Raw genomic sequence first — 18,024 nt, 5'->3', positions numbered from 1 at the left:
GTCTTAGGCGTACAAAATTGCAATTTTGTATTTATTCCTGTGTTTACAAATATTTATTACCCATAATATCACTTGCATAATAATTTGACAACATGTATATTATATTATTTTTTTTGTCATATACGTACATCCATATCATTTTTGCGTATAAAACCTCTATTTTTCATCAACTTATGATATAATTTATTTGTCTACTAAAATATACGTGAGGGTTTTTAAGTTATGTTAAATAAGATTATAAAATTATCTAAAAAAACTGTTGGTATATCTGATAGTGAAAATCACATGGAATCTTCTGTTCTCATACCAATTATTGAGAGCAAAAATGGTTTATCTCTTCTATATGAAGTCAGATCAGAATACTTGAAGAAACAACCCAATGAAATATGTTTTCCAGGGGGAAAAATAGAAAAAGATGAGAACAGGAAAGAAGCAGCCATAAGAGAAACTATTGAAGAATTACTGGTTATGTCTGAAAATATAGAAATCATTAGCGCTTCAGATATTCTCGTTACTCCGTTTAATACTATAATTTACCCTTATATAGGGTTCCTTAGAAACTATCAGGGCACTTTCAATAAAGATGAAGTTAAGGAAGTTTTCCATGTGCCTCTTTCTTATCTGCTGTCAACCGAACCTCAATGTTATTATATAGATGTAAAACTCATACCTGGCGATAATTTTCCTTATGATTTGATTCAAAACGGAAAGGATTATAAATTTGGAAGAGGCAAATACCCTGTATATTTTTATCTATTCGAAAACAAAGTTATTTGGGGGCTCACTGCCAGAATTACATATGATTTCGTTAAAAATATAAAGAATTTATAAGAGAGTTTAATATTTGACACTTTTATAATCAATGAATCCTTTGCTGAAATGCAATTAATGTAAAGTTTTAACTTCATTATAAGTCAAAGAACCTCTTGGCATTCTAGCCAAGAGGTTCTTGTTATTCTTTAAGCTTAAATCCAGATATTTTATTTACTAAAACTGCTATAGCTCCGTCACCTGTTACATTACAAGCAGTACCAAAGCTATCTTGTGCCAGATACAACGCAATCATAAGAGCCAAAAGTGTTTGATCAAAACCAAGCATAGTTTCCAATAATCCTAAGGCTGCCATAACAGCACCTCCTGGTACACCAGGTGCAGCTACCATTGTAATACCTAACATTAGAATAAATGGGAACATAATAGCAAGGTTAACTGCTTTGCCATTAAGAAGCATTACTGCCATAGAGCAGCTCACAAGAGTGATGGTGCTTCCTGATAAGTGTATGGTTGCGCATAATGGTATTACGAAATCAGCCACACCGTCATTTACTCCATTTGCTTTTGTTCTTTCCAAAGTTACAGGTATTGTAGCAGCAGAAGATTGTGTACCAATTGCAGTAAAGTATGCTGGAAGCATATTCTTTATCAGCTTGAATGGATTGCCCCCTGCAACTGATCCAGCTACAAGATATTGCACAATGATAATTATTATATGAAGCGCAATAATCATTGCAAACACTTTAGCAAAAACAGACATAATTGTTGCGACCTGTCCTGCATGAGTCATGTTAGCAAATATTCCTGCGATATGGTAAGGAAGTAATGGAATAATAATATTTGAAATCATCTTTTCTATAATCTCTTGGAATTCATGCATAAAGTTCTTCAACGTATCACCTTTAATGACAGAAATTCCTATACCGATGGTAAAAGCAAGCAAAAGGGCTGTCATTACACCGAATATTGGCGCCATCTCCACATTGAAAAAACCAGATAACAACGCTTCTTCCGGATTTTCTGGGTTAATGGCCAGACTTCCTGGGGTCAACATAATTGGAAGTAGTGTTGCAGATGTAAAATATGCTGTTAAACCAGATATAATAGTCGATATATACGCAATTCCTGTTGTTATTGCTAATAGCTTGCCTGCTCCTTTTCCTAAATCACCTATTCCCGGCGCAACAAATCCAATTATAATTAATGGTATAGCAAAGCCAAGAAAGTTTCCAAATATACCGTTGAATGTAGCCAATAATCTAATCACCCATTGTGGTGCTATACTCCCTATTATTATACCTAGTACTATAGCTATTATTAACTTAGGCAACAATCCTAATTTTTTCATCATTCATCCTCCTTGTAAAAGTATATTACTGATGTTTGGATATTACTTTTGATAACTCATAAATATCGTTAATAGGCAAAGAACAACTTCTACCGATGCATACATAGGCTGTAGTCCTATCATTTATCTTTGTATAGTTATTATCTCCATTTTTTTTAATTGCTATTGTTATATCAGGGAAAAAGTTGTTATTAACTAATTTAAGCATCTCAGTTACTTCTTTATCATCGTTCTCGCCTACAAACACTATTTTCATGCCCCCCTTTTTGGCCAGCATATACGCAGAAAGAAAATGTGTATAACCTTCAGGATGTTTATGGACTGTTCCTCCAAAGGTGTCAAACATTTGATTGACAATATCCTCATATTTGTTTTTTTCAGTGAGTCCCGAAAGTTTCAATAAAACATTAGCAGCAACTGAATTTCCGGATGGTATAGCACCATCATATAGGTCTTTTGGCCTTGTGATAAGTTTTTCTCCATCATTGCCATAAATGAAAAAGCCATTATTAACGGGATCATGGAATAACTTTATCATATCATCAGCCAACTGAACTGCTTCATCTAAATATTTTTCATCAAATACAGCTTGATATAACTCTATTAGACCCCAAATTAAAAAGCTGTAATCATCTAAATAAGCCAAATGTTCTATAGATCCTTCTCTATATCTTGCCATAAGCCTTCCATCAGTTCTTCTCAGGTTCTTTATTATGAAATCTGCGGCCTTAATTGCTGCATCTATAAACCTCATATTACCATATACTCTACCCGAAAAAGCCATAGCTGCAATCATAAGTCCATTCCAGGAAGTCAGTATTTTATCATCCTTAAATGGATGTACTCTTTTTTTTCTGTATTCAAAAAGCTTATTTTTTAGTGCTGCTATATTCTCCACTTTGCATACATTTTTGAAAGACTCATTATCAATGAGATTAGGTATGTTCTTGCCTTCGAAGTTACCCTTATTTGTTATCTGATAGACTTTGCAGAAAAGCTCCCCATCCTCTTTGCCAAGAATGCCCACTATCTCTTCTTTATCCCATATATAAAACTTTCCTTCTTCACCTTCAGAATCTGCATCTTCTGCAGAATAAAAAGCTCCCATGGGAGATGTCATTTCTCTCATGACATATTCTCCTATTTGTATTGCTATGTCTTTGAATAAAACTCTTTTTGTCATCTGATAGGCTTCTGTGTAAGCATACATTAACAGAGCATTATCATATAGCATTTTTTCAAAATGTGGCACAAGCCATTTCTCATCTGTGGAATATCTTGAAAAACCAAAACCTATATGATCATATATGCCCCCTCTATACATTGATTCCAATGTCTTAATAGCCATTTGCAAAGCTTTGTCTTCCCTAGTCATCTTATAATAGCGCAGTAAGAACATGATATTGTGAGGCATTGGAAACTTGGGGGCTCTTCCAATACCTCCGTACTTTTCATCAAAGCTACTTTTAATGGAGTTATATGCCTTGTAAATCATATCCTCATTTATTGCATTTTTTCTTACTTCATATTCTTCCCTAGATAGAGCTTCAATAATACTTTTTGCAGAATTCAGAAGTTCATCCCTTTGATTTCGCCATGCATCACTTATCTTTTTAAGCAGATCAGTAAGCCCTCTATAGCCGTATATTGATTTTTTTGGAAAATATGTACCTGCAAAAAAAGGCTCCTTATTAGGCGTCATTATAATGGTTAAAGGCCATCCTCCGCTTCCTGTAAGTAGCTGACAAACCTCCATGTATATATGATCAATATCTGGCCTTTCTTCTCTATCCACCTTAATTGAAACATAATATTTGTTTAGGATATCGGCAACCTCTTCATCTTCAAAAGATTCTCTCTCAATCTTATGACACCAGTGACATGTGGAATAACCAATGGAGAGAAATACAGGCTTATCTTCTCTTTTTGCTTTTTCAAAGGCTGCCTCACACCAAGGAAACCAGTCAACTGGATTATAAGCATGTTGCAACAAATAGGGGGATTTCTCATAAATAAGCCTATTAGCTTGTTTATTAGTTGGCATCTGGATATCACCTTTCTCTCATCATTTTCTAGTATGTTGAATTTCTTATTAAAGCATTATTCTTAGCTTTTGCCATACTATTATTTGAAAGAAAGGATTTATATATTCAATTTGACAATGATAGGCTTTCTTTGCTGATTGAATAGATTATTACTCACGTGTCTATATTTATTGTTTTTAGTTTCCAGAGCTCATTAAGATCAAATGCAATAGCATCAAACTCAATATTAAGCCCGTTATTTTGGTATATTTTGAAGATGGCCATTTTCAGTTTATTCAACATATATTTTAGCAATGATTCCTGCTTTCATAAAATAATAAACTAGTTTGTCCAGAAGTGGGTCATAATTTAATAACGCAGTTTATGAATTTAAAAAGAATATCTATCTGGGACATGAGCATCTATACCAACCATTTCTATTTTTCTCTTTCCGAATATTACGAAATGATCTATTCAATTCTTAAACTTAACAATGAAAAAATGAATATTCTTTGTGTTACCTTAATTTCTGTCACTCCATAAATACACTATATATGAATACTATATAAAGACATTCATATGATTTTCTTGTCATTAAACTCTAATCAATCCCATCTTGTGATTGAGCTTTTCTGCATTTAAAAAACTCTTTGCTGATAATCATTTAATCTGATCATTCTTATATATTTTAACTCTTTTTCAATATGTTTGTAGGCTTCTAGTCTTGTGCTTAAATTTGGGTATCAATCTAATATAAAATTTATCACCTTAAATAGAAAAATACACATAAACGAAAGTACTTTTTCAATTATAGAACAGTAAACATATTTAATAATAAGCAAATATAATTCTACTTCATGTAAACTTGTTAAAAAGTTTTAATATACTTATTGTAATTACATCCCCATTCATATCATCCATAAAGTTATTGTCCATACTTCTCTCCCCCTATGACAAATTCAATATAGTGTTATGGAATGACAACTATATTTTATCATTATATACCATAATTTCAATATTGATTTATTCGTATACAGAATTTAACATAAATATTGCAAATAGTTCTGGATAAAAGAACCCATATAACTGTATAAATATTCCTTACCCTCAAGTTTTTAATATTACTCAAAAATAATAACAATGGCTTATAAAAAATGAAGGGTTAATAGAGCTTATTGTTATTTCAATAACCCTACAAACCCTTCACAAAAATTTTGCATTCTATACCTCTTAAACTCCAGTTTATTATTTATACATGCAACAAGCTGCTGGCTTGAACACTGTTAATAATTTATGGCTTTACAGATAGTTCCTTCTCAATATTTTCTTGAGAAAATTCATACCAGACTGTATCTTTTTTCTCCATTTGCTTGTTTATAAAAGCGTCATATTCTTCTTTCGTAACTGGTTTATCATCAATAAAAAATGATACGGTTAAGTCAGAATCATCTTGATTTGATTCTATTTTCCCTAAAATGTCAATGTCATAAGTTTCATTTTCAAATTTCAACTTTCCAACACCACTATCTGCAGCACCACTCGAAAACATAAAAGTTCCATCAGCTTTCAGCTCTCCTAAGCTCCTGTATGTAAAAATGTATCCATAAACTGTATTATTCATATAATGTAAAACTTCATAAAACCGTGGTATATCATTTGATGATAATTCAAGAACAACCTCGGGCACTTTGTCACCATCCATGTCAAGTACTGTAAAACGAGTTGCTTTAAAAGTAATCTCATAAATTTCTTTGTTAGTTAAAAAATCATTCAAATACAATTCTTTATTGTTATCTATACTTGTAAATTCTTTCTTATTCTGCAATACTGCCTTATATGCTTCTAATGCTGAACTAACAGATGAAATCTCTACTCTTTTAAGTTCAAAAAAGACACCTCCACCAGATAGGATTAGTGTATCATTATCCTTAATAAAGAAGGTACTACCATTTTCCATTGCATCAGAAGCATCTATACGTATGATAGAATCCCTTGTTATACCTAACATTTCAAATGTAACACCATAGTTTTCTTCAAAATCTTTTTTAGATATCACTGTTCTTCTGTAATTAGGATTAATTGCTATCTTACTTAAGTATTCCACATTATCACCAAAGCAGGTAGCACTTTCTTTTGAAAATGTTAATCTCTTGCCTATTAAATTTTTTATTTCATCACTACTGTAAGTTGATACAGGACCAAATGCTAACTCTTTTACGATTTGCCATTGACCAAAATAAGTTTTTTCAATTTCTTTACTATCAGTTGAATTATCAGAGTTAGACACCGTTTCCGTTTGATTTGACATAACACTACTTGGAGCAGATGTACTTACATTTGATTTGCTACCTGTATTATCCTTTTCTTTGCCTTGACTGCATGCAGAAAATGCAAAAACCAAGAGCAATGATACAACTATTAAAATACGTTTTTTCATCATAATAATCAACCTCTCTCCATATGTAATAATGCTGTCACATATTTTATGACGTACAACAAGCATAAACGGTTTCAATTCTATCTTTGTCTGATTCACTAATTACTACCTTTTCTTCCCCAATGTTCAGAAAAATCACCCCAGATTAGTTTAGTTACTCTACTGAATAAAATAAGAAATATAATTGAGAAGAAATTATTTGTTTTGTTGACATTGTCTCATTAGATAATTGCTATTGAATAAATTCTGATATATTATATGAACATAAGGCAAAATCAAATGTTATATTATGTAAGGAGTGGTAATTATAGTATGGATTTAGATTTAACCTTTGAGAAGTTAATCAAGAAGCAAGCCAAGTATGAGTCCACTGTCCTGGGTCTGAATCTGTTAATTTCAAGATTACAGAAAAAGTATTCAATCAACCAGTCACCAGAGGAATTACAAATATGCTTGCAAGAAATGAAAGCTTTTTTTGAAAAATTTGGTTCAATTTTAGAAAAAGACATGGAAGCATTGAAAAAACTATAGGAGGTTGTAAACATGTTTGTTAGTCTAAACGATGCAATAAGTTTGATCCAAGAAGACAAAATATTGCATATTGCAGCTGACGAAACTCTCTTAAATCAATTACCAAAAGGAAAGTGGATTGCAGGAACTACTCCTTACTTTATCACTGAGCAGGGCGGTATCACATGTAAAGATAAATTGTTTGTGAGCGAAATTACATGCGCAGTTGATTATAAAACTGTAGTGTATGAAAAGAGTAATATATTTGATATAACAAAAGATGCCTATCCTAACGGAATGACAATTTTAATTATGCCTTTTGCTAGTGATGTCGCTGTGTTTTATGCCAAAGAAGCACCCAATTCTGATGACTTATTAATGAATCCTACAGTTGGCTGGATCTCCGGTTATGATCTCTCTACGAATTCTAAAGCAAAGGTTTATGAAGGAACTACTGGTATTTGTTATGATGACAAAGCTGTTGCATTACACATTTGCTTGTCCGATGACAAGATGGCTTCACTTGGTATAGTGAATATTTTCAATACTGATGAAAATGATGTCAAAATCGAATTTATTGAAGATTCTTTATCAGTAACAAAATGCTTTGCCAACGGAAAAGAAGTGATTCTATCAGATTACATAGTTGAAAATAAAATTGATACTCACTTGCCATTGGTAGCAGATTACAACAGCGTATTGGTAAATGTATCTATTAAATCCATTTCTGAAAAAAACAAGATGGTGGATTTTTATGCTCCTGTTTTTGCAGGCAAAGAATACCGATTTGCTCGTTCTGTAAGCAATTATGAAGCAAGCTTTAATGAACGTTTACAAGGTTTTAAGGATGTTAAGCCAATATTTTCTTGCAACTGCATTCTAAATTACCTTTATGGTGAACTAGATGGTAAAATAACACCACCCTTCACGGGACCTGTAACTTTCGGGGAAATTGCATATCAATTATTAAATCAAACATTAGTTTATGCAGAAATAATAAGCAAATAACATAATGTCAAACAGCACACTTGATTTAATAAATTTAAATGATATATGGTAATAGTTTAAGTCATTATATATGTTTTACTAAATAAGTAGTATAATAAAAAAGGTGATGCAGTGTACTTCATATGATGAAAGCTAATGGCTCCTACTCTATTAGTGGGAGTCTTTAATTATAAAAAGGAGATGAATGAAATGCAGAAACTTATTATCGTTGGTATTGGTGGGTTTATAGGATGTTGTTTGAGATATTTAATATCTTCATATTTTTCCAAAATACTTGGCACTCAATTCCCGTATGGAACTTTAATAGTCAATATAATAGGTGGGATTTTAATAGGTTTTGTCATGGATTATAGCATAAAACCCGATGTAGTATCTCCTAGTATAAAATTATTTCTTACAACAGGACTAATGGGGGGATTAACAACATTCTCCACATTCAGTTATGAAACAATAAATCTTTTTTATTTAGGTAATTATTTATTAGGCACAATAAACATCAGTTTAAACTTGATTTTAAGCCTTGTAGGTGTAATACTAGGCAAGTTTGTATCCAAACTATTGTGATAGTTTAGATTAATAGCAGATATGGCTTATTATCATTTCTATATATTTTTTACATAAAACTACAGAAAGGAAGTTATTCATATATTATGATTTATAGAACTACTTGTTTTCAAATTTGATTATAATTGTAAACATCGGATTATCTCATCTTCTTTTAGTTCAATTTTTTGAAAGCCTAAAGACTCATATAATTTTGCTGCAACATGGTTGTCAGGTCTATGTCCAATAATTATTTTCTTACAACTATGCCTTTTAATAATTAAATCAACCAAATATTTGACTGCTTCTCTTCCATATCCTTTTCCCTGATATTTTTGATCTATCATTACTGTAGTAATCCAAGGGGCACTTATATCTGGATCAATGCCATATGCTACTACACCAACAATTAAATCTTTATGATATACAGCAAATAACTCAAGTTGATTGTTATACTCATATTTTGACATTGCCATCCAATATACAACAGGTACCGGGAAGATATTTTTCTGTTCTTCAGTGACTGAAAGTTTGGTACATTCATACCAATTATCAGCAGTGATCTCTTTTAATGAAATACACATGTTTTTTCCACCTTTTATCATTATTTTCTATATATAAAATGAATGGAGTATCCTTGTCTTTTTTTATAACTAAGCAGTAACCACCCTTTAACACATTTCCAGTATAACATCATCACCTTTCACTTTGATTGCTTCCATTATCTCATAATATAACATTAACAACTTCCTATAAAACATTCTACTATGTCTTACTGCTATGTTACAATATATTAAGGCAATAGGCGCACTGTCATATAAGTCCCTTTAAATAGTCATTATGGCATATTTCTGCTATAATGAAAAATAGAAAAATGTTACATAAAAAAGTAAAAGGAGAAAGCCATGAACACATTCAAAGCAAAGGAATTGGTATTGAAAGCAGGTCTTAACCTTGTAGAAAAGGAATTGATAGCAGGAACATGGGGAAATGTGAGCTGTCGCATTGATGATAATAAGTTTGCTGTAACACCAAGCGGAAGAAGCTATGACATACTTATTCCTGACGATATCGTGATTGTAAATATATCAGACGGCAGTTACAGCGGAAATATAAAACCTTCTTCCGAAAAGTCTATTCATGCCGCAATTTATAAAACCTTTCCTGATGTAAACTTTGTTATCCATACTCATCAGGAATATGCCTCTGTTATAAGCGCAGCAGCAATAGATATTGTTGAGCTGGATGAATTACATCCCTTACTTGGCTCGAAAGTAATACTGGCTGAATATGCTCCCTCTGGTACAGAGGAATTAAAATATAATGTTATAAGAGCATTAAGTGAATCAGCTTCTAAGGCCATTATAATGAAGAATCATGGTGCCATGTGTTTAGGGAAGGATTATGATGAAGCTTTCTCGGTGGCCTCCGAGTTGGAAAAAGTATGTTGCGATTTTATCATAAAAAGATACTTTAATCTTAGTGGAAAATCAATTTTGGATACTGATGAAATGATAAACTTCTCACTTTCTCTAAATCACAAATTAAAATATAACTCCAATTCAAGCAAAAATAGTGATACATTTTTATTACTTAAAGAAGAAATTTGCAATGCTGTCTATAATAAATACAAAGAATTACACTATTCTTCATTTATAAATACACCAGAAATCAAAGGCCTATGCTCCCATGGTATAGAACTAAAACCTGTTCTTGATGATTTTGCACAGATTGCAGGAATAGGTGCAAAAATTACAAGCTTTGATTTTGAAGAAATTATCTCTTGTTTAGAAAACTCTTACGTGGTATTTATACACAATACAGGTGCTTTATGTTTCGGCAGAACAGAAAAAGAAGTTGCTGCTGTTAGCATGATCACACAAAAAGCGTCAAAGGCATATATATGTGCTTCTCTGTTTGGAAAAGTAAGATCCATAGAGCCTGCTGAATGCATAGCAATGCGTCACAATTATTTATACAATTATTCAAAACAAGATGAATTAAATAAATAATATAAGTTACTTCAATGTTTCTACCACATTTATATAATCTTCAAGATTATTTAGCTCAGTATTTTTATATTTGACCAGGTATTTGGCCAGATCTTTTGAGTTCTGGCCTTTTACATCCCATTTAAATGAGGCTATACTCAAATTTATCTTGTTGTAATAAGTCTTAATGACCTGACCTATGTCCATACCCATAGTATCTTTCCCTATGATCTCCACATTATCCTTCAAGTTTTCTTTTAACGTCAGTGCAAGCATTTCAGAACCACATCCGCTTTCTTTATCCAGAAACACAAAAATTTTCTTAAACCTATAAGAAAAATCATTTGAATTGTATTGATGCTTTGAGTTTGCAAATTCTATTGTAGCTATAGTACTGTTACCCGGCAGCAAATCATCAGCTATCTTTATAACTTCATCATAATTACATATATGGTTTCCTCTCAGATCCAAAATTAGATAATTCAGCTTATCACTTATATCCAAAGCCTTATAAAATTTATCCTCTGCATTTTCACCAAAACTAGTAAGCCTGATATAAAAAGTATCATCGTTAAACTTCTTCTTTTCAAATTTCATTTTTTTGTAGAGTGAATACTTAAACTTTCCTTGAGCTAAATCAGCATAACTGAATGTGGTTATATGATCATCGGATAGCATTTTTGAATGTCTAATTAAGTTGTTTATTTCTTCTTTTGATGTTATTGGTTTGCTTATAATGTTATTTTTTAAATTAATATATTCTCTATTCATCAGCACATGGCTGTAAAAATAATTACTTTCAAAATCTTTTATTATATTTTTTGCATCTGATGCAATAACAAATCCAAAGTAACTAAGCAATGAAAATCTATATACTATAAAAAAAATCAATACCACAAATGCAAATAGCATAGATTTTTTTCTTCTTGCAATAATAGCTCTATTCTCTATGACAGCTTTATCCCTCAATGCTTCCACCTTCCGCTATTTAACTGTATATACCTTAATTATTAGCCTTTTTAGCATATATTAATCAAAATTTAGTGCAGCATCACAATGATGCTGCACTAAGTACTGAATCAATCACATTCCATATTTCAGGTTTTTCAAAACCCTTTCTCCAAGATGCTACTCCAGCTATATCATATTTATTAGCCAGTTGTACTTTTCGCTTTATTGAATTTTCATCTTCAAGCCATATCCTATATAGAGAACCGTCTTTTTTGTATTCTGCATAATATTGACCGCTTTCTTCATCCCACACTTTAATTGCATTATTTTCTTTTATAGCCTTTTCTCCTTCTTCCATGGAAAGGGCCTTGGAGGTAACAACTGTTTTACCATTCACATATGTTTCCTGCCATAACCTTGTGTAAAATGGTACAGCTAATATGAGCTTGTCAGCAGGAACTTCTTCAAGGATTTTTTTCAAACTGTCTTCAACCCAATTCAATTGAGCCACTGAACCGCTTACAGGACTTCCCTCCCAATGCTGGTCATATCCCATAATTATTATATAGTCTGCATACTTTGATAAATCCTTCCTGTTATAACAAGTAGACCAATTGGAATGTTTATTAATAGGTGTAACATCAACAGATACATATAAGCCTTTTTCCTTTGCTTTTTCTGACAATTCCTTGATAAGCAACGTATATTCATCGCTGTCTTCTGTTCTCATGTTTTCAAAATCCATATTTATTCCATCAGCATTATATTTAAGGCTTAGCTCTATAATTTTATTGACAAGCTTTGTTCTTTTGCTTGGATTACCCAAAACTTTAGCTGTCATCTCTTTATCAAATCCATTGCCAAAAAGGGGCCATACATTGTAACCCTTGTCATGGGCCCAATTAGTATAGCTAATATCAGCCTTATCCAGAATATTTATAGACTCATCTTGTAGAACGAACCAAGTAGGAGAGACCACATCTAGTCCATCAATTTTCTGCACCCCTGTCATATCAGGAGTCTTTTTATATATATAGTCCCATGTGAGATTTATCTTTTTATTTGAACCCTCCTGGCTCACAACGCTGTAATTCAACGAAGAATCATATACTTTCAAACTTCCATCCCTATAAGTCATATATAGTATCTTTGTTATGGTATATACGGTTTTTTTAGATACACCTCTCTCCACAGTGAGTTCATAGCTTATCTCTGCTACAACTTTATATAATGAATTTTGAATTATATTGACATGAACTTGTCCCAACAATCTGCTTAAATTCAACTTCTTTAATTCCAGTACAACTTTTTTTCTCTCATTGTTCACATTCTTTTCTTTTCCAATGGATTTTTCTATTACACCTGTCAAAGTCGAACTTTTTTCATTAGCAGACTTTATAATGTTTGTCTCATATCCTTTAGCAAAATTTAAAATAACCGATTCCTGCTCATCAGCTTCAAGGTTTATGAACCTATATATCATTGCAGCTGCTTCAGCTCGTGAAGAGCTTCCTTGCGGTGAAAAGCTTCCGTCAGGTTTTCCGTTTATTATCCCTGCCGAAGCTGCTTTGTCAATACTCTTCTTATTTGCATAGTCACTTTTTATATCACTAAAAGATACCTGCTTGTCCACTTGAAAATTCTGAGGCAAGGCTTTAGATATAATAATAGCCATTTCTTCTCTAGTTATTATCTTATTTGGGTAAAAGTATTTTCCATTAAAATAATCCAACAGCCCATAACCTTTTGCTTTGTTGATATAACTATAAGCCCAATGATTTTCAGGAATATCTGTATAATTAGAGTATTTTCTACCATTGTCTTTTAAATCCATTACTCTTACTACCATTGTGATAAATTCAGATCTGGTAATAACCCTGTCCGGTTTCATTGTCTTATCGACAAAACCATTTAATATTTCCATATAGCTAAGCTCATTCATATATTTTTCTGCCCAATGACCTTTTACATCGTTAAAAGAAGTAAAATTTGCATTTGGTTGAAATAATTCAGTACTTGATATTTCTGAATTGTAATTTTTATATGTATTTGTTTCAGCATTCACAGTAGATATTATGAATGATGCTACCAATACAAATATTAATACAACAATAATATAGTTTATATAAAGATTTTTATTATAGCTCATTATCCCACCTCCTTTAGCTATATATATTATAGCATTATGTAAACCATATTTCATCGGAATATACTGCCATATCATGATATATTGGTTTCTTTTATAATATCGCTATTCAAGTTTGTGTTAATATTGTTGTAGAAATCGATATAATCTAAACCTGCCATACCAAGTTGAATAGCTACTTCTTCAATTAAATAAATGCATAATATATCCATAATTTGACTGTTAAGTACTTGATTTTCAATTTCCGTTAAATAATATGAGTTTTGCTTTTTTATATATAACCCCATATCAAACTTCTTATTATAAGCAGCACCAATTCTATAGTATAATAGAGGATCTAATTCAACATCACATAACCATAGAGTAAAAAAATCCAGTAAGACGTTATATAGTTCCCTAAACAGCTCACTTTTTTTATCTACATCTAAGCTTCTTAACTTATAATTCTTAGTAATTGCTTTTATAGGCGGTATAAACAATGCACATATTATCACCGGATAAAAATCCTTTGCTTCAGTCAAAAGTCGCTTGTACTCCTTAGGGTTTATTATCTTTTTTTCATTAATATAATTCATAAGAGCCTCAATATTTTCAGATACATAGTAACTGAGAAATATACTTTTAAAGGTGCATAATACACCTCGAAGAATTACGCTGTGTATCTCAGATGAACTTAGCTCATCGCTTGCTATTCTAAGATTTCTATGATCCTTTTCTTTTTTAGGCATAAACACACCTCCCTAAAGCTCTCACAATAATTATTACCATCATTTGGTTTATTATACAGTAATTTCACTATTATGAAGATAGATTTTGTCATGTAATAGTTGTAGAGTTAATATATAAATTATGAAACTTTTATAGCCAAAATTAGTCTAATAAGACAAGAAATAATTTGGAAGGGGATAAACATGAAGAGAGCATTATCACTATTTTTAGTCTTAGCATTGCTTTTTAGCAATACCTCTGTCATTTTTGCACAAGCAAAAGAAAATCAATCAAAAATAAGCTTACAAAAAGCTATTGAAATCGCAAGAGAAAGTTTTGAATTTAACTCACAAGGCTATGATTTTAACCAAAGTTATTATGAAAACGCAGATGGTACAAAACAATGGTATCTTAATTGGACTTCAAAAAGCAATGGAGATAACATAAGTATTACTATTGATGCTGATACAGGTGATGTTATAAGTATGTATCAATGGAAAGAGGAATACTCCACTCCTACAAAACTTGCAAAGTACAGCTATGAAGAAGCTTTAAAAGAAGCAGAAGCCATAGTAAAAAAACTTCAACCCAAAAGATATAAAGAAATGGAACTTATGGATAACAGCAAATATGGATCAACATATTATTATGATTCCAACACCTATTATTTCTATTATATACGTAAGGTCGATAACATACCTTTTCAGGGAGATGGTATTAACATAGCAATTAATAAAAATACATTGGAAGTCTATAATTATAATTTTACTTGGAGTAAAATGGCTTTGCCGGATGCCTCAAAAGCGCTAAGCCTAGAGGAAGCAAAGAAAATTTTCAAAGAGAAAAACGGTATCGAGCTAGCATACATAATAAGATACGACCAAAAAACTAAAAAGAATACAGCAAAATTAGTTTATACTTTTAAAAATGATAACTTACCAATTGATGCCATTACAGGAGAAATAATCAATCAAGGACATTATGCTGTGTATGATGCAAGTGCAGCGGGAAATGTTCAATCAGCAAAAGAAGCAGTGGTTTTAACACCAGAAGAAAACAGAGAAGTTGAAAACAATGAAAAATACTTAAAAAAAGAAAAAGCAATAGAAATAGCTAAGAAATATGTAAATATTAGTGACAAACATAGTCTTGAAGCAGCCTCACTTTACAGCAACTACGACGGAAGCGGTGCTAAATGGAGTTTCTCCTGGAGTTACAACATTCCTGATAAAAAAGAGTATTCCTATGTTAATATATCCTTAGATGCAGTTACTGGAAAAGTAGTAAGTTTATCCAGCTATAATAGTCATCAAGATGAAGTAGCCAATAATGGAAATCCAAAATACAATATGGATAAAGCAAAAGAGTTGGCCGAGAATTTCTTGAACGCTATTGATCCAGAAAGATTCTCCCAAACTGAATACAGACCTAATCTTTATCAAAACAATGAGGTAGATAACCCAATAAGCTATACTTTCAACTTCATAAGAAAGGTAAATGGAATAGCATGCCCAGGAAATTATCTTAATGTGACAGTAAATGTGTATACTGGTGAAATCACATACTTTTATTCTTACTGGACTGAAATAGAATTCCCAAAGCCTGATAATCTACTAACATTAGAGGCTGCATATGATGCCCTATATAAAAATGTCGATTTCCATCTAAATTATATCAATTATTATGATTACAAACTCAAACACCCCAATAACAAAGTCACAAAACTTGTTTATTCCTTTGATAGTTTTTCAGGAATGTTTGATCCAAAAACCGGGAAGTTATTGGATTATAACGGTGACATAATAAAGGATAAAAAAGATAATATGTTTGAAGACATAAAGGGTCATTGGGCTGAAAATGATATAATTACACTGTTGGAAGCAGGTATTATAGAAACTAACGGTAAATCCTTTGCACCTGATGAAAATATAAAGCAAAAAGATTTTATAAAGATGCTAATTAACTCTTTACAGCCTAATTATAGAGTTCTGACCTATGATTCAAGTTCCACAGAAGAATATGACGATTATTATAAACAAGCAATATCAAGAAAAATAATTACTGAAAAAGAGAAAAATCTTGATTCAGAGGTTACCAGAGCTCAAGCGGCCAAAATGATAGTTAAAGCTATGAATCTTGGCTATATAGCTGATAATTCAGAAATATTCCTACTAGGGTACTCGGATAAGGACTCTGTATCAAAAGAAATGAGAGGTTATGTAGCTATAGCAACCGGGCTAAACATAATGTCCGGCAAAGGTGATGGAAGATTTGCTCCTAATGACAAACTGACAAGAGCTGAGACTGCAACAACAATAGTGAGATTCTTAAAAGTTGGCAAAGAATAGATATAGCTATCATAAATGAGGCTGTTGCATTATGCAACAGCCTCATTAAACTTAAACGAGTAAATCTATAAGCCGGGTTCTGTCTTAGACGGTCATCTATCTCGATCTGCTGTTACCAACAGACTCTAGCGATCTTACCCGGAAGCGAGGCGGGCCACCCCAAATGCTTCCCTATTTGATCTTGCTCCAGATGGGGTTTACATAGCCGATTAGTCGCCTAATCGCTGGTGAGCTCTTACCTCACCTTTCCACCCTTACCATATAAAATATGGCGGTATATCTCTGTTGCACTTTCCTTGAAGTCGCCTTCACCGGGTATTACCCGGCACCCTGCCCTGTGGAGCCCGGACTTTCCTCATGCATATAAAATATACACGCGACCATCCGATTTACTCATTTATTATCTTTGTAGAAATTAATTATATAATGATTGATGACTTATGTCAAAGGTAATTTTTTTACTTTATATTTTTCTTTATATATACCAGCATTCTTCCGCAGCTTTGACATCTCATGGCATTACCTGTTTTCACGCATTCATAATCCATGGCAGGAACCTCCATACCACACCCACTACATTTTCTGTCGTTTATTTCAGATATGGGGTTATTTAGCCTTTTCTTCATCTTCATATATTCATTATATATGCTGTCATCTATACCTTTTTTCAACTCTTTTAGAAGCTCTTCTATATTGCTTTTCTCTTTTGTTAAAAAGTTTAATATCTGTTGATTTTCTTCTTTGGCTGTTTCATATTTCTTTTTAATAAAAGCAGACTTTTTCTTAATGGACAATATATTGTCATCAGCTTCAATTAGTGCTTTTTCTAATTCTAATATATTATCTTTTTCCTTTGACATGTTTTTCTCTATATCTTCAATTTGTTTTTTTAAAGTTTCAAGTTTCTTCATACTATTGATTTCTGGAGTGTACATTAATTTTTCATAATTAGTTTTACTCTCCTGCAACTTTTTATAACTAATTTTTCTTTGTGTTATTTCTTTTTCTATTTCTGTTCTTTGAGTAGATAAGCTGCCATACTCATTTTTCAATCTGCTGTACTCATCTTTTAGTCTTTTTATTTTCTCGTTTTCTTCTACTTCAGATATTCTTCGCAACAATTTATCATAGTTAATCTCCTGCTGTTGATATTCATACAATAATTCCAGTTCCAATTCCCATCATCCCTTCATAAAAAACTTACCTTTATAGTTTAAGTTTGATTTAATAAAGCAT

Annotated in this window: 14 protein-coding genes and 1 other RNA gene; 6 read left to right on the top strand and 9 right to left on the bottom strand. The window is 31.9% G+C overall.

The window, feature by feature from the left end; translation table 11 throughout:
- Positions 1-222: 222 nt before the first annotated feature.
- A complete protein-coding gene (locus BUB48_RS08485; protein ID WP_207648328.1) occupies positions 223-831 on the top strand; it encodes an NUDIX hydrolase in 609 nt (202 codons plus the stop codon).
- A gap of 121 nt (positions 832-952) precedes the next feature.
- Here the strand turns inward: BUB48_RS08485 and BUB48_RS08480 are convergent, their stop codons facing one another.
- The 3 genes from BUB48_RS08480 to BUB48_RS08470 all read right to left on the bottom strand — a co-directional run bounded on the left by BUB48_RS08480 (position 953) and on the right by BUB48_RS08470 (position 6,586).
- The gene (locus BUB48_RS08480; RefSeq protein ID WP_073025812.1) at positions 953-2,122 is read right to left on the bottom strand and encodes a dicarboxylate/amino acid:cation symporter; all 1,170 of its coding nucleotides are present in this window, start codon (positions 2,120-2,122) and stop codon (positions 953-955) included.
- Between the two features lie 25 nt (positions 2,123-2,147).
- Positions 2,148-4,166: a thioredoxin domain-containing protein gene (locus BUB48_RS08475; RefSeq protein ID WP_073025811.1), complete on the bottom strand. Its 2,019-nt coding sequence runs from the start codon at positions 4,164-4,166 to the stop codon at positions 2,148-2,150.
- 1,271 nt (positions 4,167-5,437) lie between these two features.
- Entirely contained in the window at positions 5,438-6,586 is a 1,149-nt protein-coding gene (locus BUB48_RS08470; RefSeq protein WP_139249947.1) for a hypothetical protein, read from the bottom strand.
- Between the two features lie 309 nt (positions 6,587-6,895).
- On the opposite strand from BUB48_RS08470, the gene BUB48_RS08465 reads away from it, so the two are divergent.
- The 3 genes from BUB48_RS08465 to crcB all read left to right on the top strand — a co-directional run bounded on the left by BUB48_RS08465 (position 6,896) and on the right by crcB (position 8,665).
- Positions 6,896-7,114 carry a hypothetical protein gene (locus BUB48_RS08465; RefSeq protein WP_073025809.1) on the top strand — a complete coding sequence of 73 codons (219 nt, stop codon included), beginning with the start codon at positions 6,896-6,898 and terminating at the stop codon, positions 7,112-7,114.
- Positions 7,115-7,126: 12 nt separating this feature from the next.
- The gene (locus BUB48_RS08460) at positions 7,127-8,101 is read left to right on the top strand and encodes a DUF6976 family protein (RefSeq protein ID WP_073025808.1); all 975 of its coding nucleotides are present in this window, start codon (positions 7,127-7,129) and stop codon (positions 8,099-8,101) included.
- A gap of 189 nt (positions 8,102-8,290) precedes the next feature.
- Positions 8,291-8,665 carry a fluoride efflux transporter CrcB gene (gene crcB / locus BUB48_RS08455; RefSeq protein WP_073025807.1) on the top strand — a complete coding sequence of 125 codons (375 nt, stop codon included), beginning with the start codon at positions 8,291-8,293 and terminating at the stop codon, positions 8,663-8,665.
- A 119-nt stretch (positions 8,666-8,784) separates the two neighbouring features.
- Here crcB and BUB48_RS08450 read toward each other — a convergent pair whose 3' ends face one another.
- A complete protein-coding gene (locus tag BUB48_RS08450) occupies positions 8,785-9,228 on the bottom strand; it encodes a GNAT family N-acetyltransferase (RefSeq protein ID WP_073025806.1) in 444 nt (147 codons plus the stop codon).
- 321 nt (positions 9,229-9,549) lie between these two features.
- Between BUB48_RS08450 and BUB48_RS08445 the strand changes: the two genes are divergently transcribed.
- Entirely contained in the window at positions 9,550-10,656 is a 1,107-nt protein-coding gene (locus tag BUB48_RS08445) for a class II aldolase/adducin family protein (protein ID WP_073025805.1), read from the top strand.
- A 6-nt stretch (positions 10,657-10,662) separates the two neighbouring features.
- On the opposite strand, the gene BUB48_RS08440 is transcribed toward BUB48_RS08445, so the two are convergent.
- From BUB48_RS08440 to BUB48_RS08430, 3 genes are all read right to left on the bottom strand, one after another.
- Positions 10,663-11,604: a S41 family peptidase gene (locus BUB48_RS08440; protein WP_073025804.1), complete on the bottom strand. Its 942-nt coding sequence runs from the start codon at positions 11,602-11,604 to the stop codon at positions 10,663-10,665.
- A gap of 82 nt (positions 11,605-11,686) precedes the next feature.
- Positions 11,687-13,735, bottom strand: coding sequence for an S-layer homology domain-containing protein (locus BUB48_RS08435; protein ID WP_073025803.1), 2,049 nt, complete (start codon positions 13,733-13,735; stop codon positions 11,687-11,689).
- Between the two features lie 71 nt (positions 13,736-13,806).
- Positions 13,807-14,460, bottom strand: a complete 654-nt coding sequence (locus tag BUB48_RS08430; protein ID WP_073025802.1) for a hypothetical protein — start codon at positions 14,458-14,460, stop codon at positions 13,807-13,809.
- A gap of 183 nt (positions 14,461-14,643) precedes the next feature.
- On the opposite strand from BUB48_RS08430, the gene BUB48_RS08425 reads away from it, so the two are divergent.
- Complete coding sequence (locus BUB48_RS08425; protein WP_073025801.1) at positions 14,644-16,788, top strand: YcdB/YcdC domain-containing protein; 2,145 nt, start codon at positions 14,644-14,646, stop codon at positions 16,786-16,788.
- Positions 16,789-16,840: 52 nt separating this feature from the next.
- On the opposite strand, the gene rnpB is transcribed toward BUB48_RS08425, so the two are convergent.
- Together rnpB and BUB48_RS08415 are read right to left on the bottom strand one after the other, a co-directional pair.
- Positions 16,841-17,184: RNase P RNA component class A (rnpB, locus tag BUB48_RS08420), an RNA gene on the bottom strand.
- Positions 17,185-17,246: 62 nt separating this feature from the next.
- Positions 17,247-17,963: a zinc ribbon domain-containing protein gene (locus BUB48_RS08415; protein ID WP_073025800.1), complete on the bottom strand. Its 717-nt coding sequence runs from the start codon at positions 17,961-17,963 to the stop codon at positions 17,247-17,249.
- Between the last annotated feature and the right edge of the window lie 61 nt (positions 17,964-18,024).

The sequence above is a fragment of the Lutispora thermophila DSM 19022 genome, assembly GCF_900142105.1.
In the GTDB taxonomy this organism is placed as follows: Bacteria; Bacillota; Clostridia; order Lutisporales; family Lutisporaceae; genus Lutispora; species Lutispora thermophila.
Note: the sequence above shows the minus strand (reverse complement) of the source record. Positions and strands in the feature narration are given on the sequence as shown.